The sequence below is a fragment of the Nitratireductor aquibiodomus NL21 = JCM 21793 genome (assembly GCF_000615975.1).
GTDB lineage: Bacteria > Pseudomonadota > Alphaproteobacteria > Rhizobiales > Rhizobiaceae > Nitratireductor > Nitratireductor aquibiodomus.
In genome coordinates, this window is sequence record NZ_BAMP01000007.1 from 21153 (window position 1) to 36524 (window position 15372).

Below are 15372 nucleotides of genomic sequence, written 5' to 3' on the forward strand. Positions count from 1 at the left end.
ATTGCCCGGAATGTTTTGAACGTTTCGGTCCGGCCGTGCCGGTCCGTGTCCGGTCGTGATTGGAGGACCATCTGTGGGTGTAGTGTTGAATCTCGATGGCAAGCGTGGCGCAGCCTCCGTCGCAAGCCTCATGGACCTGACCGCTGACGAAATGGCGCGTGTCAACGAGCTGATCCTGTCGAAGGCGGGCTCGGACGTCGAGCTTATCCCGGAACTGGCAAAACATCTCATCGACTCCGGCGGCAAGCGCCTGCGCCCAATGGTGACGCTCGCCGCCGCCCAGATGTTCGAATATGAGGGTGAGGGGCATGTGAAGCTCGCCACCAGCGTGGAGTTTATGCACACGGCCACGCTGCTGCATGACGACGTGGTGGATGAAAGCGATTTGCGCCGGGGCCGCAAGACAGCGCGCATGATCTGGGGCAATCAGGCAAGCGTTCTGGTGGGCGATTTCCTGCTCGGCCAGGCGTTTCGCATGATGGTCGAGGTCGGCTCGCTCGACGCGCTGGATATCCTGTCAACCGCTGCTTCTGTCATTGCCGAAGGCGAAGTGCTTCAGCTCAGCGTCGCCAAGAACCTCGAGACGACCGAAGACGAGTATCTGGCGGTCATCAAGGCGAAGACGGCCGCACTCTTTTCGGCGGCTGCCGAAGTCGGCCCCGTTGTGGCGGGCGCGACCCGCAACGACCGCGCGGCGCTGCGCTCCTACGGCACCAATCTCGGCCTGGCGTTCCAGCTTGTCGACGATGCACTCGACTATGGCGGCAAGAGCTCGGACCTCGGCAAGAATGTCGGCGACGATTTTCGCGAGGGCAAGGTGACCCTGCCGGTGATCCTGAGCTATCGCCGCGGCAGCCCGGATGAACGGGCATTCTGGAAAAGCGCCATCGAGGACAATCAGTGCGACGACGCGGCGCTTGAGAAGGCGATCGGGCTTTTGCACAAGCATGGCGCAATTGGCGACACGATCGGACGGGCGCGCCACTTTGGCGAAATCGCCCGCGATGCGCTGGCACCGCTCAGGCCGACGCCGCAGAAAGATGCGCTTCTCGATGTGATTGATTTCTGCATCAGCCGGGTGACCTGATATCAGGGGAGACAGTCCCCGTTGAAGCGTTTCCGCAAAAAGGCCATGCTTGTCTGCGAGGGAAAAAGGGATTCCCAACCTCTTCGCTTCGGCGGAGGAAGAAGAGATGAGGACAGCATGCAGCGGGACGGTAAATGAGAAAGCGCTTCAACTCGGGACTGTTGGCAACGGTTGGCCTCGCGGGGTTCCTCGCGCTTGCTCCTCAAACGGGCATGGCGAAGGAGGGAGGTGCCGACGATCGGGACCTGATCGCGATTTCCTCGTTCTCTGGCGCTTTTCTTGCCGCGCGGGCTGCCGAGGCGGACAATGATTTCGAGAGCGCCATCGATTATTACGAGCGCGCGCTTGCCTTTGAGCCGGACAATCAGGGCATCCAGCAAAGCCTGCTCCTGGCGCTGGTCGCCGAGGGCCGGTTCGACGATGCGCTGCCGCATGCTAGGGCTCTGAAATCCGTACCCGAAATGGAACGCTTTTCGCGGCTCGGTCTCGCCGTCGATGCGCTGCGCAACGAGAAGTACGCGCAGGCCGAGAACTGGCTGAAGCTCGTTCTGGAATCGGATCTCGACCGGTTGATCACGTCCATCATGTCCACATGGACGGAGCTGGGACAGGGGCGGGCCGATGAGGCACTCAAAACCCTCGGTGACCTCGAAGGGCCCGACTGGTACCGCCTGTTCCAGTCATATCACCGTGCGCTCATGCTGGCGCAGAGCGGCAGGGATGCCGAAGCCGAGAAGGCTTTCGACGCGCTGCTCGGTGACGTGTCAGCCGCATCGGCCGGCCCGGACACCTATATGCGTGCGGCCGAAGCCTATGCGGCCTGGCTGGCCGGCCGTGGCGAAAAGGACAAGGCGCTTGCCGCGCTCGATAAGGGGGAAACCTACATCACCGGCCGCGCTGCCACGACAATTCTGCGCGAAAAGATCGAGGCAGATGAAACGGTTGCGTTTCCTGTGCCTGATCCGCGCGCCGGTGCTGCCGAAATCCTGCTCAACATCGCCACCGCGCTCAATCGCGGTGGCGGCGAGCCTTTCGTAAAGCTCTACCTGAATTATGCGCTGGCGCTGAGCCCCGACAATGACGACATCCTGATCCAGCTCGCCTCGCTCGCCGAGCAGCAGAGCGAGCCTGAAAAGGCCATTGGGTTTTATGATCGGATCAAGCCGGGCTCGCCGTGGCGCCGTCTGGCCGAACTGCAGACGGGACTGAACCTTGCCGATCTCGACCGGCACGATGAGGCGGAGACCTATCTGAACGCCGCCATCGAAAAGGACCCTGACGATATCCGCGCCTATCTTTCTCTGGGCCGCGTCTATGCGGTGCAGAAGGATTTCCGCTCTGCCGCCGGGGTCTATGACTGCGCGGTTGCGCGCATCAAAGAGCCGGAGCGCGAAGACTGGAGCCTCTTCTACCAGCGCGGCATCGCCTATGAGCGGCTGAAGGAGTGGGAAAAGGCGGAGCCGAATTTCTTCAAGGCGCTGGAGCTTTACCCCGATCAGCCTCAGGTGCTGAACTATCTGGGCTATTCCTGGGTCGACATGAACATCAAGCTGGAGGAGGGGCTGGAACTTATCGGCCGTGCGGTCGAACTGCGCCCCAATGACGGTTACATCGTCGATTCGCTCGGTTGGGCGCATTATCGTCTTGGCCGTTACGAGGAAGCGGCGAAGGAGCTTGAGCGCGCCGTTTCGCTTCGTCCTGAAGACCCGGTTCTGAACGACCATCTGGGCGATGCTTACTGGCGCACGGGCCGCAGGCTGGAAGCCACCTATCAATGGTCGCATGCCCGCGACCTCGATCCCGAGCCCGAACTGCTGGCCGAGGTGGAAAAGAAGCTGAAAGAAGGGCTGCCCGATAAGGAGCCAGAGCGGGTGGCCGAGGTTTCGCCGGCCGAGACGGTGGTCTCTGATGAGACGGGCGTGTCCGAAGCGACACCCGTCGGTGAGACAGGTGAGCCTGCAGACGAGCCGAAGAGCGAAGCCAAGGCACCCGACGCAGCCGAAAAGGCCGCCATGGGCGATGCGATGTACACGATAAAACCCGGCGAGACGCTCTGGTCCATCGCTGTCGAGCAGCTTGGCGACGGCGAACGGTTCCGCGAAATTCTGGCGATCAATCCCGATCTCCGGCGCAATCCCGACCTGCTTCGCGCAGGCCAGGAAATCCGGCTTCCTCCCCAGGATCAGTGAGACTGTGAACGGCTAGAGTTTTCGGGTTTCCTTCACGATAAAAACGGGCGGATTAAACGTGGGGATGTTTCAGAAACTGGGGCGATCGCTCACGAAACGCAGACTCAAACTCTCCTTACCGCCCGTTGCCCGGGAGGTGATGAGAGACGGTCTGACCTATCTGCCGCTCGAGCGCATGGCATCACTCAATTCCGAACTTGAGCGCGTGGTGGCAGAAGACGTTTCCGGAGATATCGCCGAGTTTGGTATGGCGCTGGGAGCTCTGCCATTGTGCTGGCCAAGCGTCGTGGCGGGCGCCGGTTTCTCGGCTTCGACGTGTTTGGCCAGATACCCCCGCCCACCGACTACGATGGGACCGACGCCCACAATCGGTTCAAGGTGATTGCCGATGGAAAGTCGACCGGCATTCAAGATGGCGAATATTACGGATACATGGATGATCTGTATGGCCGGGTCGTGTCCTCATTCGAGAAGTATGGGCTGCGCGTCGACAACCAGTCGATCATCCTCCGAAAAGGCTTGTTTCAAGACACGTTCGCACCCTCAGAGAGCGACCGTTTCTGCCTGGTGCATATTGATTGCGACTGGTACGAGCCCGTCCTCTTCTGCCTCACGTCGGTATCCCGCTGCCTGAACCCGGGCGGGGTGGTGATCGTCGACGATTACAACGACTATGAGGGGTGCCGAAACGCGGTGGACAAAGTGCTGGCCGAGGATGCCTCATTGCGGCTGGAGCGCAGGCTGCCGCACGCCGTTATCAGAAAGCTACGGTCATGAAACGCGCCCCGCGCCTTGACGCTTGCCGGGGCGCGGAATAGGACGTGCCGGCATCATCCGGAGAAGCATTGTGACCGCGCCAAGCACCGATCTGCCCATCACGCACCCCACGCGCTCGTTTCAGGGACTTATCCTGACCCTGCACAATTACTGGGCCGCGCATGGCTGCGTGATCCTGCAGCCCTATGACATGGAAGTGGGGGCGGGCACGTTTCACCCGGCAACGACGCTGCGCTCGCTCGGGCCAAAACCGTGGAACGCGGCTTACGTTCAGCCCTCACGCCGGCCAAGCGATGGCCGCTATGGCGAAAACCCGAACCGGTTGCAGCACTATTACCAGTATCAGGTGATCCTGAAGCCGAACCCGTCGAACCTGCAGGAGCTTTATCTCGGCTCGCTGGAGGCCATCGGCCTCGATATGGCGACGCATGATGTGCGCTTCGTGGAAGACGACTGGGAAAGCCCGACGCTGGGCGCCTGGGGCCTTGGCTGGGAATGCTGGTGCGACGGGATGGAAGTCTCGCAGTTCACCTATTTCCAGCAGGTCTGCGGTATCGAATGCGCGCCGGTGGCGGGCGAGCTGACCTATGGTCTGGAGCGGCTGGCCATGTATGTGCAGGGCGTCGACAATGTCTATGACCTGAACTTCAACGGTCTCGAAGGCGACGCGAAGGTGACCTATGGCGACGTTTTCCTGCAGGCTGAGCAGGAATATTCGCGCTTCAACTTCGAATATGCCGACACGGACATCCTGTTCCAGCATTTCAAGGATGCCGAGGCCGAGTGCCAGGCGATTCTCGCGGCCGGCGCACCGGCGGATGAGGGGCACCTGCACAAATGCGTGTTCCCGGCCTATGACCAGTGCATCAAGGCGAGCCATGTGTTCAACCTGCTCGATGCGCGCGGCGTGATCTCGGTGACGGAACGCCAGAGCTATATCCTGCGGGTGCGCGAACTGGCGAAAGCCTGCGGCGAGGCGTTTTTGAAGACGGATGCGGGCGGCGCGGAAATGGCAGTAGCCTGAGCTAGAGCATCGGACCGAAAAGTGGAATCCGGTTTTCGGATCGTTCCGATGCTCCTTCAATAGTTTAGATCGTCCTTTGTGCGTCCGGATGGACGCACGGCGATCTAAGGTCATTGGTGATTCTGGCGGCGGGGCGTATCATGGATACGCCCCGTTTTGCTTGGTTCTGCGGGGCCAAGGGAGATGATCATGACACAGCACGGCCAATTCCACTGGAACGAACTGAAGACGCGTGACGCGGAGAAAACGAAAGCCTTTTATGGAGAAGCCGTCGGCTGGACCTTCGATGGCATGGACATGGGGGATGGCCAGACCTACTGGGTCGCGATGGTGGGCGAAACGCCAGTTGGCGGCATCTTCACTATGGCGGGGCCGGAATTCGAGGGTGTGCCCGAACACTGGATGTCCTATCTGGCGGTCGACGATGTCGATGCGGCGCTGGAGAAAGCGAAGGGCAAGGGAGGCGAAATTCTGCGTGAACCCTTCGATGTGCCGGGCGTGGGCCGTATCGCCATTCTGCGCGAGCCGGGTGGGGCCGTGATCGGCTGGATGACGCCTGCGCTGCAGGAGTAAGTTCTGGTTTCTCGGTCGGACCTCATCCGCGTCATCCCGGCCGACCAAAGGGAGAGCCGGGACTCATTGAGCAGCAGGGCCGGTTTCCTCAGAAGATACCGGCATCGCCAACGATTGCCCAAACAGAACCGGGCCGCGCCTCTTGATGTTCTTCCAATGGGTCCCGGATAGCCCTTCGGGCTTCCGGGATGACGGTGGCTGGTGTTCGCTCTGCCGAAAGCGTCTGCAGAGCGCGGCGGATGCCGGAGGGGCGTTCGGTGCTGCCCGGCACGGCCTGGATGGTCAGGCAGGCGCAGAGCGCGATGGAATGCAGAAGGGCGGGGGCGGCTGTCATGGTTCTCGTCCGGGTGGTGATCTGATGCCTGTTGGTCGCAGCCGGCGTTGAAAAGGTTCATTCGCACCGCGTGGCGGGTGACATTGGCGGGCGGAGTTGCTATTGCCGGGCGCGATACAGTCCGCTTTTCAGAGACCTCCCAATGCCCGATCTTCTTCTCGAACTCCGCTCCGAGGAAATTCCCGCCCGCATGCAGCGCAAGGCTGCCGGCGATCTGAAGAAGCTGGTGACAGACGGTCTGGTGGATGCGGGGCTGACCTATGAGGCGGCGACCGAATACTGGACGCCGCGCCGGCTGGCGCTCGACATTCGCGGCGTGACCGCCCGCTCGAAGGATGTGCGCGAGGAGCGCAAGGGCCCGCGCACCGACGCGCCGGAAAAGGCCATTCAGGGCTTTTTGCGCGGGGCGGGGCTTTCCTCCATCGATGAGGCGGAAATCCAGAACGACCCGAAGAAGGGCGATTTCTATGTGGCGGTGATCGAAAAGCCCGGCCGGGCGGCCGAAGAGATCGTTGCCGAGATCATGCCGGGCATCATCCGCAATTTCCCGTGGCCGAAATCCATGCGCTGGGGCGCGACCTCGGCAAAGCCGGGCAGCCTGCGCTGGGTGCGCCCGCTGCAATCGATCCTGTGCACCTTCGGGCCCGAAACCGAAGAGCCGGTGGTGGTGGATTTCGAGATCGACGGCATCCGCTCGGGCAATGTCACCTTCGGCCATCGCTTCCATGCGCCTGACGCCATCACCGTGCGGCGCTTCGATGATTACGTGGAAAAGCTGGAAGCGGCGAAGGTCGTGATCGACCCCGACCGCCGCAAGCGCATCATCCTCGACGACGCGCGCAATCTGGCCTTCGCCAACGGGCTGGAGCTTGTGGAGGACGAGGGGCTTCTGGAGGAAGTTTCGGGCCTCGTGGAATGGCCGGTGGTGCTGCTTGGCGAGTTCGAGGAAGACTATCTGACCATTCCGCCGGAGGTGATCCGGTTGACGATCCGCGCCAACCAGAAATGCTTTGTCTGCCGCCCGCAGGGCGAGACGGAAAAGCTGTCCAACCGCTTTGTGATTACCGCCAATATCGAGGCGAAGGATGGCGGCAGGGAAATCGCGCACGGCAATGGCAAGGTGGTGCGGGCGCGGCTTTCCGATGCGCTCTATTTCTGGAAGACGGACCAGGCGGCTCTGCCGGATCTCGGCAAGCTTGAGGGCTCGGCTGAAAAATTCGGGCTCGATCTTTCAAAGCCGCTCGACCAGCGCATGGCGCGGCTCGACCATCTGGGCGTGACCTTTCATGCGAAGCTCGGCACGCAGGGTGAGCGCGTGGCGCGGATTGCGGCACTCGCGAAAGAGCTTGCGCCCGTGGTGGGGGCGGACCCGGCGGAGGCCGAGCGCGCAGCGCATCTGGCCAAGGCCGATCTTCAGACCGAGGTCGTGGGCGAATTCCCCGAGCTGCAGGGTTTCATGGGCCGCAAATATGCCGAACTGCAAGGCGAGAGCGCTGCGGTGGCGGCGGCCATCGAGGATCACTACAAGCCGCAGGGCCCGAACGACGCCGTGCCGACCGACCCGGTGGCCGTGGCCGTCGCGCTGGCCGACAAGCTCGATATGCTTGTGGGGTTCTGGGCGATTGACGAGAAGCCGACGGGGTCGAAAGATCCTTACGCGCTGAGACGCGCGGCGCTGGGTGTGATCCGGATTTTGATTGAGAACCGAGTTCGGTTCCCGTTGCTCAGCCTGCCTGTATATGAAGTGATCGAGTTGGAGCAGAGTCCTCGTTCCTCGATCACAGATCCCATCTCAGTTCGGGATTTTCAGCGCTATGAACTCACCGATGTTCTCCAGAGCCTGAATGACGAGCATGTTGAAGATATTGACCCTGATTCATTGAAGCAAATCGTAAGGTTCGCGCTAAAGCAGTTTGATATTGATGTTTTTGATGGTTCGATGGAGCAAAGAACAAGCGGTTATGTTCGGTACGTGGATTCAGTCTTCGAATTTGCAAATCCGCACCGCAACCTCCTCTCCTTCTTCCATGATCGTCTCAAAGTCTATCTGCGCGATCAGGGTGCGCGGTATGATCTGATCGATGCGGTGATCTCGGATGATGCCGACGATCTCCTCCTGATCGTGCGGCGGGTTGAGGCGCTGTCGGAGTTTCTGGCGACCACGGATGGCGAGAACCTTCTGGCAGGTACCAAGCGGGCGGCCAATATCGTGCCCGATGCGGAGACGAAGGGGACGGGCATCGCCGAGACGGTCGATGCGAAGCTCTTTGAAACCGATGAGGAGCGGGCGCTGTTCGACAGCCTGGAAGAGGCGGAGAATCTTGCCGCTCAGGCCATCGCCGCCAATGATTATGTGAAGGCGCTGTCCTTCCTGGCGCGGCTGCGCCAGCCGGTCGATGCCTTCCTCGATGGCGTGATGGTCAATGCGGATGACGAGGCGGTTCGGGCAAATCGTCTGGCGCTGCTTTCACGCATTCGCAGCGCCACGGCACAGGTCGCGGATTTCTCGAAAATCACCGGGTAGCTACGCGAACACGTAGACCGCCAGCGCCACGGCGATATAGGAGGCAAGGCCCGCCAGCGGGCCGAGCCGCTGCAGATAGGCCGGTGGCGGGGTGCCGGGCTGGCCGCGCCGGACAGCCATGAAGCCGAGCAGGGCGACGGCGAGAATGAAGCTGCCGCCACGAGCTTGAGCAGGAAGGCCGTGCTCAAAAGCGCGCCCTCATAGCGCACCAGCCAAAGCCAAAGCCCTGTCAGCCACAGAAGCGCAACGCCTGTCAGCGTGATGATCGTGAAGCGCGGGCGCAGTGCCAGAAGACCGGGCGGAGGCGCACCGTCGGAGCGCTTGGCCTGAATGGCCACCAGCATACCGCCCATGCCGCCGGCCGCCCCCAGCATGAGGCCGAAGAAATGCAGGATTTTCATGAAGGTGAGCATGGCGTGGTCTCCGAACAGTGATGCGCGGAAGGTGCGCCGCGCTTCACGAGACGTCAAGCTGGGTGTGAGCTGCACTCCTGCCAGCCTGATGACAGGAGCTATTCGGGATGCCCCACTGGCTCGCCGACTGGCGGCGGTGCGGGAGGTTCCACCGCGGCAGTGTTTTCAGGTTCCGGTTCCGGTCGCGCCTGAGGCCTGCGCTCTTTCGGGGCGGCCGCTTTGGGTTGCGACGGCTGAGGGGCGGAAACCTGCCGTGGGGGCACTGTACCGGTCTCGCCGCCGCGGATCACCTGCGGCATCCGGTGTTGGCCGCGCGGGATGGCGCTGGTGATCTCTCCCGCTTCCGGGTGCAGCACGGGTAGAGGGGTTCCAATGCCGATCATGGACGGAGAAAGCCGGAGCAGTTCCGCTGCCGGTGCCTCGCGGAAGGATGGAGCCGGGTAGGAGAGAAGCGGCTGGCTCGGTGCTGTTCGCGGAGGGGACTTTCGCTCGATCTGCCGCAGAACCACGGTCGATTGCGGCTGGGGCGATGCCTCGTTTGCCAGTTCGAGAAGGGATGAAGCACGAACGCCCCCAGCCGCAAAAAGCAGCGTGGTGACGAGCAGCGGCTTTACGGGCCATGACTGCATTCTTCCTCCCCCAATCATTGGCGGTCTTTGCGCGCATCTCATATCGCCCGGACAACAAGACGCGAATTCCCTTAAGATTCAGCAAACCCGGGGATTCGCGACCTTGCCCGACTGCGGCAGGCGCGATACTCAGCAGTGGCATTTTTGAGAGGATGTGTGCTTGGCCGATATACTGCCGGAGCGGGAAGCCCTTCGCAGGGCGGTTGAACTGTTGCGCGCGGGGGCGGCCATCGCCATCCCGACGGAGACGGTTTACGGGCTTGCCGCCGATGCCACCAATGGCGAGGCGGTGGCACGCATCTATGAGACCAAGGGCCGCCCGCAGTTCAATCCGCTGATCGCGCATGTGGCGGACCGGGAGATGGCGGAGCGCATTGCCGTTTTCAACCTGCTCGCGCGCCGTCTGGCGGATGCCTTCTGGCCGGGGCCGCTGACGCTGGTCCTGCCGCATCGCGCCGGTTCCGGCGTTCACCCGCTGGTCACTGCCGGGCTCGACACGATCGCGCTGCGCTGCCCGAAAGGGTTTGGCGCGCGGGTGATCGAAGCGCTGGGGCGACCCGTGGCGGCTCCAAGCGCCAATTCATCGGGCCGCATCAGCGGCACAACGGCGGAGGCGGTCGAGACTGATCTCGGGTCTCGCATTCCGTTGATCGTGGATGGCGGGCCGACGCCGGTGGGACTGGAATCCACCATTGTGAAGGTCGGGGAAGACAGCATCACGCTTCTGCGTCCGGGCGGCGTTGCGGCTGATGAGATTGAGCGCGTCACCGGAATGTCGCTGATGCGTGGTGCCAAGGGCGTGCAGGCCCCCGGCATGCTTGCCTCTCACTACGCGCCCAGCGCCCATATGCGGCTCGGTGTGGCAGAGGTGAAACCGGGAGACGCGCTGCTTGCCTTTGGGCCGCTACGTGCGGCGGGGGCGGAGAGGGCGGTTGCCCTGCGCAATCTTTCCGAGAGCGGAGACCTGCGCGAGGCGGCGGCGAACCTCTTTTCGCATCTGCTTGCGCTCGACCGGTCGGGCGCTGCCACAATCGCTGTCGAGCCGGTGCCCCTTGAAGGGCTTGGCGAAGCCATCAATGATCGCCTCGCGCGCGCTGCCGCACCCCGAGATCACTAACGCTTCAGGAAACCACAACTTCATGACCATCGATGCTGCTCTTCTCGCCCGTTTTGCCGAAATCGTTGGTGAACGCCACGCCCTGTCCGCTGCGGACGAAATAGCGCCCTATGAAGAAGAGCCGCGCGGGCTTTTTCGCGGAAAGACACCGATGGTGCTGCGGCCGGGCTCGGTGGATGAGGTGAGCGCAATTCTGAAGCTTGCCAGCGAAACCGGCACGGCAATCGTACCGCAGGGCGGCAATACGGGTCTTGTGGGCGGACAGATGCCGGACGGCGAGGGCAATGAGATCGTGCTTTCGCTTTCGCGCCTCAACAGGATTCGTGAAATCGATCTGCATTCCAACACGGCAACGGTTGACGCTGGCGTGGTGTTGCAGGTGCTGCAGGATGCGGCGGCCGAAAAGGATCGCCTTTTTCCCCTTTCGCTCGGTTCGCAGGGCTCCTGCCAGGTCGGTGGCAACCTTTCCTCCAATGCAGGCGGCGTGGGCGCGCTGGCCTATGGCACGGCGCGCGACCTTTGCCTCGGTGTCGAGGTGGTGCTGCCCACGGGCGAGGTTTTTGACGATCTGCGCAAGCTCAAGAAGGACAACACCGGCTACGATTTGAAAAACCTGTTCGTTGGCGGCGAGGGCACGCTGGGCGTGATCACGGCGGCGGTGGTGAAGCTCTTTCCCATGCCCAAGGGGCGGGAACTGGCCTGGGCGGCTCTGCCGACACCTGCCGACGCGCTGCGCTTCTTCGAACTGGCCAATGACCGCGCCGGCAATGGGCTGACGGCCTTCGAACTCATCGAGCGCACGCCGCTTGCCTTCACGCTGGCGCATGTGCCGGGTTCTGTCGATCCGCTTGCCGAGGCGCATCCCTGGTATGTGATGATAGAGATTTCCTCCGGGCGTTCGGGCGACGATGCCAAGGAGCTGATGGAGGAAGTGCTGACGGTCGCCTTCGAGGAAGGGCTGGTGGTGGACGCCGCGATTGCCCAGAACGAGGGGCAGGCCAATGCCTTCCGCCATCTGCGCGAATCCATGTCGGAGGCGCAGAAGCCGGAGGGCGGCTCGATCAAGCACGACATTTCCGTGCCGGTGGCGGCGATCCCCGAATTCATCGAGCGTGCGGGCGAAGAGGCGCAGAAGGTCGCGCCGGGCTGCCGCGTGGTCTGCTTCGGCCATATGGGCGACGGCAATCTCCACTACAACATTTCGCAGCCGAAGGATGGAGACCGGGACACCTATCTCGCCCTCTACCGGAAGATGAACGATGCCATCCACGCCATCGTGCGCGATCTGGGCGGGTCTTTTTCGGCCGAACACGGCATCGGGCGCATGAAACGCGACGAATTGATCGCCACGCAGCCTGCCATCGCCACGGAGCTGATGCGCCGGGTGAAGGCAGCGTTTGACCCGGCGGGCATCATGAACCCGCGCAAGGTGATCTGAATTCAAAATCGTTGGGCGGGTCGGCAATGCGTCTTGCGCTCCGGCACTGTCATGCCGGAGCCGCGGCCATTTACCTCCCGGTCATGCCTCTTGCCAGATCGTTACACTTGGTGGGAAATCGCTAACCAACTGTAAGGTCAGCAAAATTTAACCGACTTTCTAAGCCTGACGGTAACGGGCTCGGCGCTAGGGTGCCTTCCATAACGAGGCCGAAAACGGCCCGGTGAGAGAACCGGAAAACCGGCTCTCAGGAGTGACAGGAAGGCAAGAATATGAACAGTGGGCTCAAGCCAGTCTGGGCGGGCCGCGCAATGCGGCTCGACCCCTTTCGCCTGCCACAGGCGGTGAGCTATGCATCGCACGACGATTTCGGCGAAGTGTCCTTTACCGTGGACAATCGCGGCGTGCGCATGAAGCGCGTTCTCAACAAAAGCGGCCTGCCGGTAACCTTCGCCCTGCCGACGCGCGCGTTTCGCGGCGTTGCGGCACGCGCCATCGAGGATGACCTGGGCGACGTGACGGTGACGCTCGAACTGCTTCACACGGATGCGATGCTGTGTGTGCCGCTTCTGGTGGCGGGTGATCTGGACGATGTGGCTGCCGACTGGCGTGCATGGTCGGAGGCGCTGGGGCTGCCCATGCTGATGATCGAGGCCGACGGACTGGCCCGCCCGCTCGAAGAGAGCATTGGAGAGGTAAAGGCAAACCCGCCGAAGCATCGGCGTCAGGGCCATGCCGTTCGGGCGCGCCGTCCACGTTTCCTCGCACGTCGCCGATGCGGCAGCCTGGGCGTGCGCATGGTTGTTGGCGGAGCGGAGATCATCGCCCGCGACTGATCGCGCCGGTCAGAACTGTGGACTGATCACGGCCCACAGGCCACCGCCGATCAGACCGAGGAAGATCAGCCAGCCGACCACATTGTTGGAGCGGAAGAGCGCCAGACACTGATCCGGGTTGTCGATGTCGATGACCCGGATTTGCCGTGCCATATGGGCACCTGCGGCCACAAGGCCCGCAAGTGCTGGCATCGGCACTTCGGCGAGCGCGAAGGCGACCGCAAAGAACAGAAGCGCGCCGCCATAAAGCGCGATCAGCCAGTGACGGGTTTTCTCGCCGAACAGGCGTGCGGTGGAGCGAACGCCGACTATGGCATCATCTTCCTTGTCCTGATGCGCGTAGATCGTGTCATAGCCGATCACCCACAGGATCGAGCCGAAATAGAGAAGCACGGGCGCGAGCGACAGGCTCTCGAAATCGGCCGCCCAGCCCATCAGCGCACCCCAGGAAAAGGCAAGTCCCAGAAAGAGTTGCGGCCAGTCCGTGAATCTCTTCGCGAAGGGGTAGATCGCCACCACGATGAGCGAGGCGAAGCCAAGCGCGATGGCAGATGCATTGAACTGCACGAGCACCAGAAGCCCGAGCAGCGCCTGCGCCAGAAGGAAGGCCCACGCCTGACCGCGCGAAACCTGACCGGAGGGCAGGGGGCGTGAGCGCGTGCGCTCGACCGCATTGTCGATACGCTCATCCACCAGATCATTATAGGTGCAGCCGGCCCCGCGCATGGCAATTGCGCCGACGAGGAACAGCAGGATGTGCCAGAGCGAGGGAAGCACCTCGGCAAGCGGCGCGCCGGGCTGCGCATAGGCGGAGGCGGCAAGAGCAGTGGACCAGAGGCAGGGCCACAGAAGCAATTGCCAGCCGATGGGACGATCCCAGCGGGCAAGCTGCGCATAGGGCCACATGCCGCGCGGCAGGATGCGATAGACCCAGTGGCCGGAAGGAGCATCGGCAACGCGGCCCTGACCTTGGCGTGACTGGATCTTTTCCATGGTAAGCATGTCCATTTTTGTGGTCTTCCATGCAGGGAGTGGCAAGCCCGCCTCTCTGCGTCAAGCGTTTCTGTCGGGGAACGGCGGACAAGCGCCTTGATTTTCGGCGCGAAGGGCCATAGCCCGAGGCAGTGATTGAACAAGCGGGGATGCGCACGATGAATGTTCTCCTGATCGGGTCCGGTGGCCGCGAGCATGCGCTGGCCTGGAAACTGGCAGCGTCTCCCGTGTTGACGAAGCTTTATGCAGCGCCGGGCAATCCTGGCATGGAAGGGGACGCCGAGTGCGTGGCGCTTGACGTTTCCGACCATGCGGCTGTTGTCGCCTACTGCCGGGAAAAGGCGATAGACCTTGTCGTGGTGGGGCCGGAAGCGCCGCTCGTTGCCGGCCTTGCCGATGCGCTGAACGATGCAGGTATCCGTGTCTTTGGCCCGAGTGCGGCTGCTGCCCGGCTTGAAGGGTCGAAGAGCTTCACCAAGGAATTGTGCGACCGCCAGGCGATCCCCACGGCAGCCTATGGGCGTTTCGAGAATGCGCTGGCAGCGCGCGACTATGTGCGCGAGCACGGTGCGCCCATCGTCATCAAGGCGGACGGGCTTGCCGCCGGCAAGGGAGTGACCGTGGCCATGACGGAGGATGAGGCCATCGCCGCCATCGACGACTGCTTTGACGGCAGCTTCGGCGAGGCGGGTGCTTCTGTTGTCGTGGAGGAATTCCTGGAGGGCGAGGAGGCGAGCTTCTTCTGCCTGTGTGACGGCAGGACGGCGCTGCCCTTCGGCACCGCGCAGGACCACAAGCGCGTGGGCGATGGCGATACAGGGCCGAATACCGGCGGCATGGGCGCCTATTCGCCGGCTCCGGTGTTGGATGATGCAACGCTCGCCCGCACCATGGCCGAGATCATCGAGCCGACGCTGAAGGGCATGGCGGAGATGGGCGCGCCGTTCACCGGCGTTCTCTATGCCGGGCTGATGCTGACGAAGGATGGCCCCAAGCTCATCGAGTACAATGTCCGCTTCGGCGACCCGGAATGCCAGGTGCTGATGATGCGGCTCAAGGAAGATCTTCTGCTTCTCATCAATGCGGCGGTGGACGGGCAACTGGGGCATGTCTCCGCGCGCTGGCGCGACGAGGCGGCGCTGACCGTGGTGCTGGCCGCAAAAGGCTATCCGGCAAGCCCCGAAAAAGGCACCGTGATCGGCGGCGTGGACGCGGCGGGTGCTGATGAAGGTGTCGAGATATTTCACGCCGGCACCGCGATGAAGGATGGCGCGCTGGTGGCCAATGGCGGGCGGGTGCTGAATGTCACCGCACTGGGCGGCTCGGTGAAAGAGGCGCAGGAGAAGGCCTATCGCGCGGTCGATCTGATCGACTGGCCGGAGGGTTTTTGCCGGCGCGACATTGGCTGGCGCGCGGTGGAACGCGAAGGCTGAGGCGA

12 protein-coding genes and 1 pseudogene are annotated in these 15372 nt (G+C 62.7%); 10 read left to right on the top strand and 3 right to left on the bottom strand.

The genetic code is table 11. The features are described 5' to 3' along the window. Positions 1 to 73 precede the first annotated feature (73 nt). From JCM21793_RS03475 to JCM21793_RS03495, 5 genes and pseudogenes are all read left to right on the top strand, one after another. Positions 74 to 1087: a polyprenyl synthetase family protein gene (locus JCM21793_RS03475; protein WP_025029468.1), complete on the top strand. Its 1014-nt coding sequence runs from the start codon at positions 74 to 76 to the stop codon at positions 1085 to 1087. A 134-nt stretch (positions 1088 to 1221) separates the two neighbouring features. Beyond that, positions 1222 to 3276, top strand: a complete 2055-nt coding sequence (locus JCM21793_RS03480) for a tetratricopeptide repeat protein (RefSeq protein WP_025029469.1) — start codon at positions 1222 to 1224, stop codon at positions 3274 to 3276. A gap of 255 nt (positions 3277 to 3531) precedes the next feature. Next, positions 3532 to 4053: pseudogene (locus tag JCM21793_RS23915) on the top strand (TylF/MycF/NovP-related O-methyltransferase); the annotation flags it as partial. 97 nt (positions 4054 to 4150) lie between these two features. Next, positions 4151 to 5077, top strand: coding sequence for a glycine--tRNA ligase subunit alpha (locus tag JCM21793_RS03490; RefSeq protein WP_081784625.1), 927 nt, complete (start codon positions 4151 to 4153; stop codon positions 5075 to 5077). Between the two features lie 189 nt (positions 5078 to 5266). Then, positions 5267 to 5650 (top strand): VOC family protein, encoded by a 384-nt coding sequence (locus JCM21793_RS03495; RefSeq protein ID WP_007006841.1) that lies wholly within the window; start codon positions 5267 to 5269, stop codon positions 5648 to 5650. An 88-nt stretch (positions 5651 to 5738) separates the two neighbouring features. Here the strand turns inward: JCM21793_RS03495 and JCM21793_RS03500 are convergent, their stop codons facing one another. Then, a complete protein-coding gene (locus JCM21793_RS03500; RefSeq protein WP_025029471.1) occupies positions 5739 to 5984 on the bottom strand; it encodes a hypothetical protein in 246 nt (81 codons plus the stop codon). 142 nt (positions 5985 to 6126) lie between these two features. Between JCM21793_RS03500 and glyS the strand changes: the two genes are divergently transcribed. Then, positions 6127 to 8508 (top strand): glycine--tRNA ligase subunit beta, encoded by a 2382-nt coding sequence (gene glyS / locus JCM21793_RS03505; RefSeq protein ID WP_025029472.1) that lies wholly within the window; start codon positions 6127 to 6129, stop codon positions 8506 to 8508. 511 nt (positions 8509 to 9019) lie between these two features. Here the strand turns inward: glyS and JCM21793_RS03515 are convergent. Continuing rightward, the gene (locus JCM21793_RS03515; protein ID WP_025029473.1) at positions 9020 to 9550 is read right to left on the bottom strand and encodes a hypothetical protein; all 531 of its coding nucleotides are present in this window, start codon (positions 9548 to 9550) and stop codon (positions 9020 to 9022) included. 160 nt (positions 9551 to 9710) lie between these two features. Here JCM21793_RS03515 and JCM21793_RS03520 point away from each other — a divergent pair, with 160 nt between their 5' ends. From JCM21793_RS03520 to JCM21793_RS03530, 3 genes are all read left to right on the top strand, one after another. Next, entirely contained in the window at positions 9711 to 10667 is a 957-nt protein-coding gene (locus JCM21793_RS03520; RefSeq protein WP_025029474.1) for an L-threonylcarbamoyladenylate synthase, read from the top strand. Positions 10668 to 10689: 22 nt separating this feature from the next. After that, positions 10690 to 12105, top strand: coding sequence for an FAD-binding oxidoreductase (locus JCM21793_RS03525; RefSeq protein ID WP_025029475.1), 1416 nt, complete (start codon positions 10690 to 10692; stop codon positions 12103 to 12105). A 272-nt stretch (positions 12106 to 12377) separates the two neighbouring features. Then, positions 12378 to 12941 carry a DUF6101 family protein gene (locus JCM21793_RS03530; RefSeq protein WP_025029476.1) on the top strand — a complete coding sequence of 188 codons (564 nt, stop codon included), beginning with the start codon at positions 12378 to 12380 and terminating at the stop codon, positions 12939 to 12941. A gap of 9 nt (positions 12942 to 12950) precedes the next feature. On the opposite strand, the gene ubiA is transcribed toward JCM21793_RS03530, so the two are convergent. Then, positions 12951 to 13934: a 4-hydroxybenzoate octaprenyltransferase gene (ubiA, locus tag JCM21793_RS03535; RefSeq protein WP_025029477.1), complete on the bottom strand. Its 984-nt coding sequence runs from the start codon at positions 13932 to 13934 to the stop codon at positions 12951 to 12953. 158 nt (positions 13935 to 14092) lie between these two features. Here ubiA and purD point away from each other — a divergent pair, with 158 nt between their 5' ends. Then, complete coding sequence (purD, locus tag JCM21793_RS03540; protein WP_025029478.1) at positions 14093 to 15367, top strand: phosphoribosylamine--glycine ligase; 1275 nt, start codon at positions 14093 to 14095, stop codon at positions 15365 to 15367. Positions 15368 to 15372 lie beyond the last annotated feature (5 nt).

Coding starts and splice junctions, on each gene's coding strand:
- JCM21793_RS03480 (WP_025029469.1), top strand. CDS start 1,222: ATGAGAAAGCGCTTCAACTCGGGACTGTTGGCAACGGTTGGCCTCGCG.
- JCM21793_RS03495 (WP_007006841.1), top strand. CDS start 5,267: ATGACACAGCACGGCCAATTCCACTGGAACGAACTGAAGACGCGTGAC.
- JCM21793_RS03500 (WP_025029471.1), bottom strand. CDS start 5,984: ATGACAGCCGCCCCCGCCCTTCTGCATTCCATCGCGCTCTGCGCCTGC.
- glyS (WP_025029472.1), top strand. CDS start 6,127: ATGCCCGATCTTCTTCTCGAACTCCGCTCCGAGGAAATTCCCGCCCGC.
- JCM21793_RS03515 (WP_025029473.1), bottom strand. CDS start 9,550: ATGCAGTCATGGCCCGTAAAGCCGCTGCTCGTCACCACGCTGCTTTTT.
- JCM21793_RS03525 (WP_025029475.1), top strand. CDS start 10,690: ATGACCATCGATGCTGCTCTTCTCGCCCGTTTTGCCGAAATCGTTGGT.
- JCM21793_RS03530 (WP_025029476.1), top strand. CDS start 12,378: ATGAACAGTGGGCTCAAGCCAGTCTGGGCGGGCCGCGCAATGCGGCTC.
- ubiA (WP_025029477.1), bottom strand. CDS start 13,934: ATGGAAAAGATCCAGTCACGCCAAGGTCAGGGCCGCGTTGCCGATGCT.
- purD (WP_025029478.1), top strand. CDS start 14,093: ATGAATGTTCTCCTGATCGGGTCCGGTGGCCGCGAGCATGCGCTGGCC.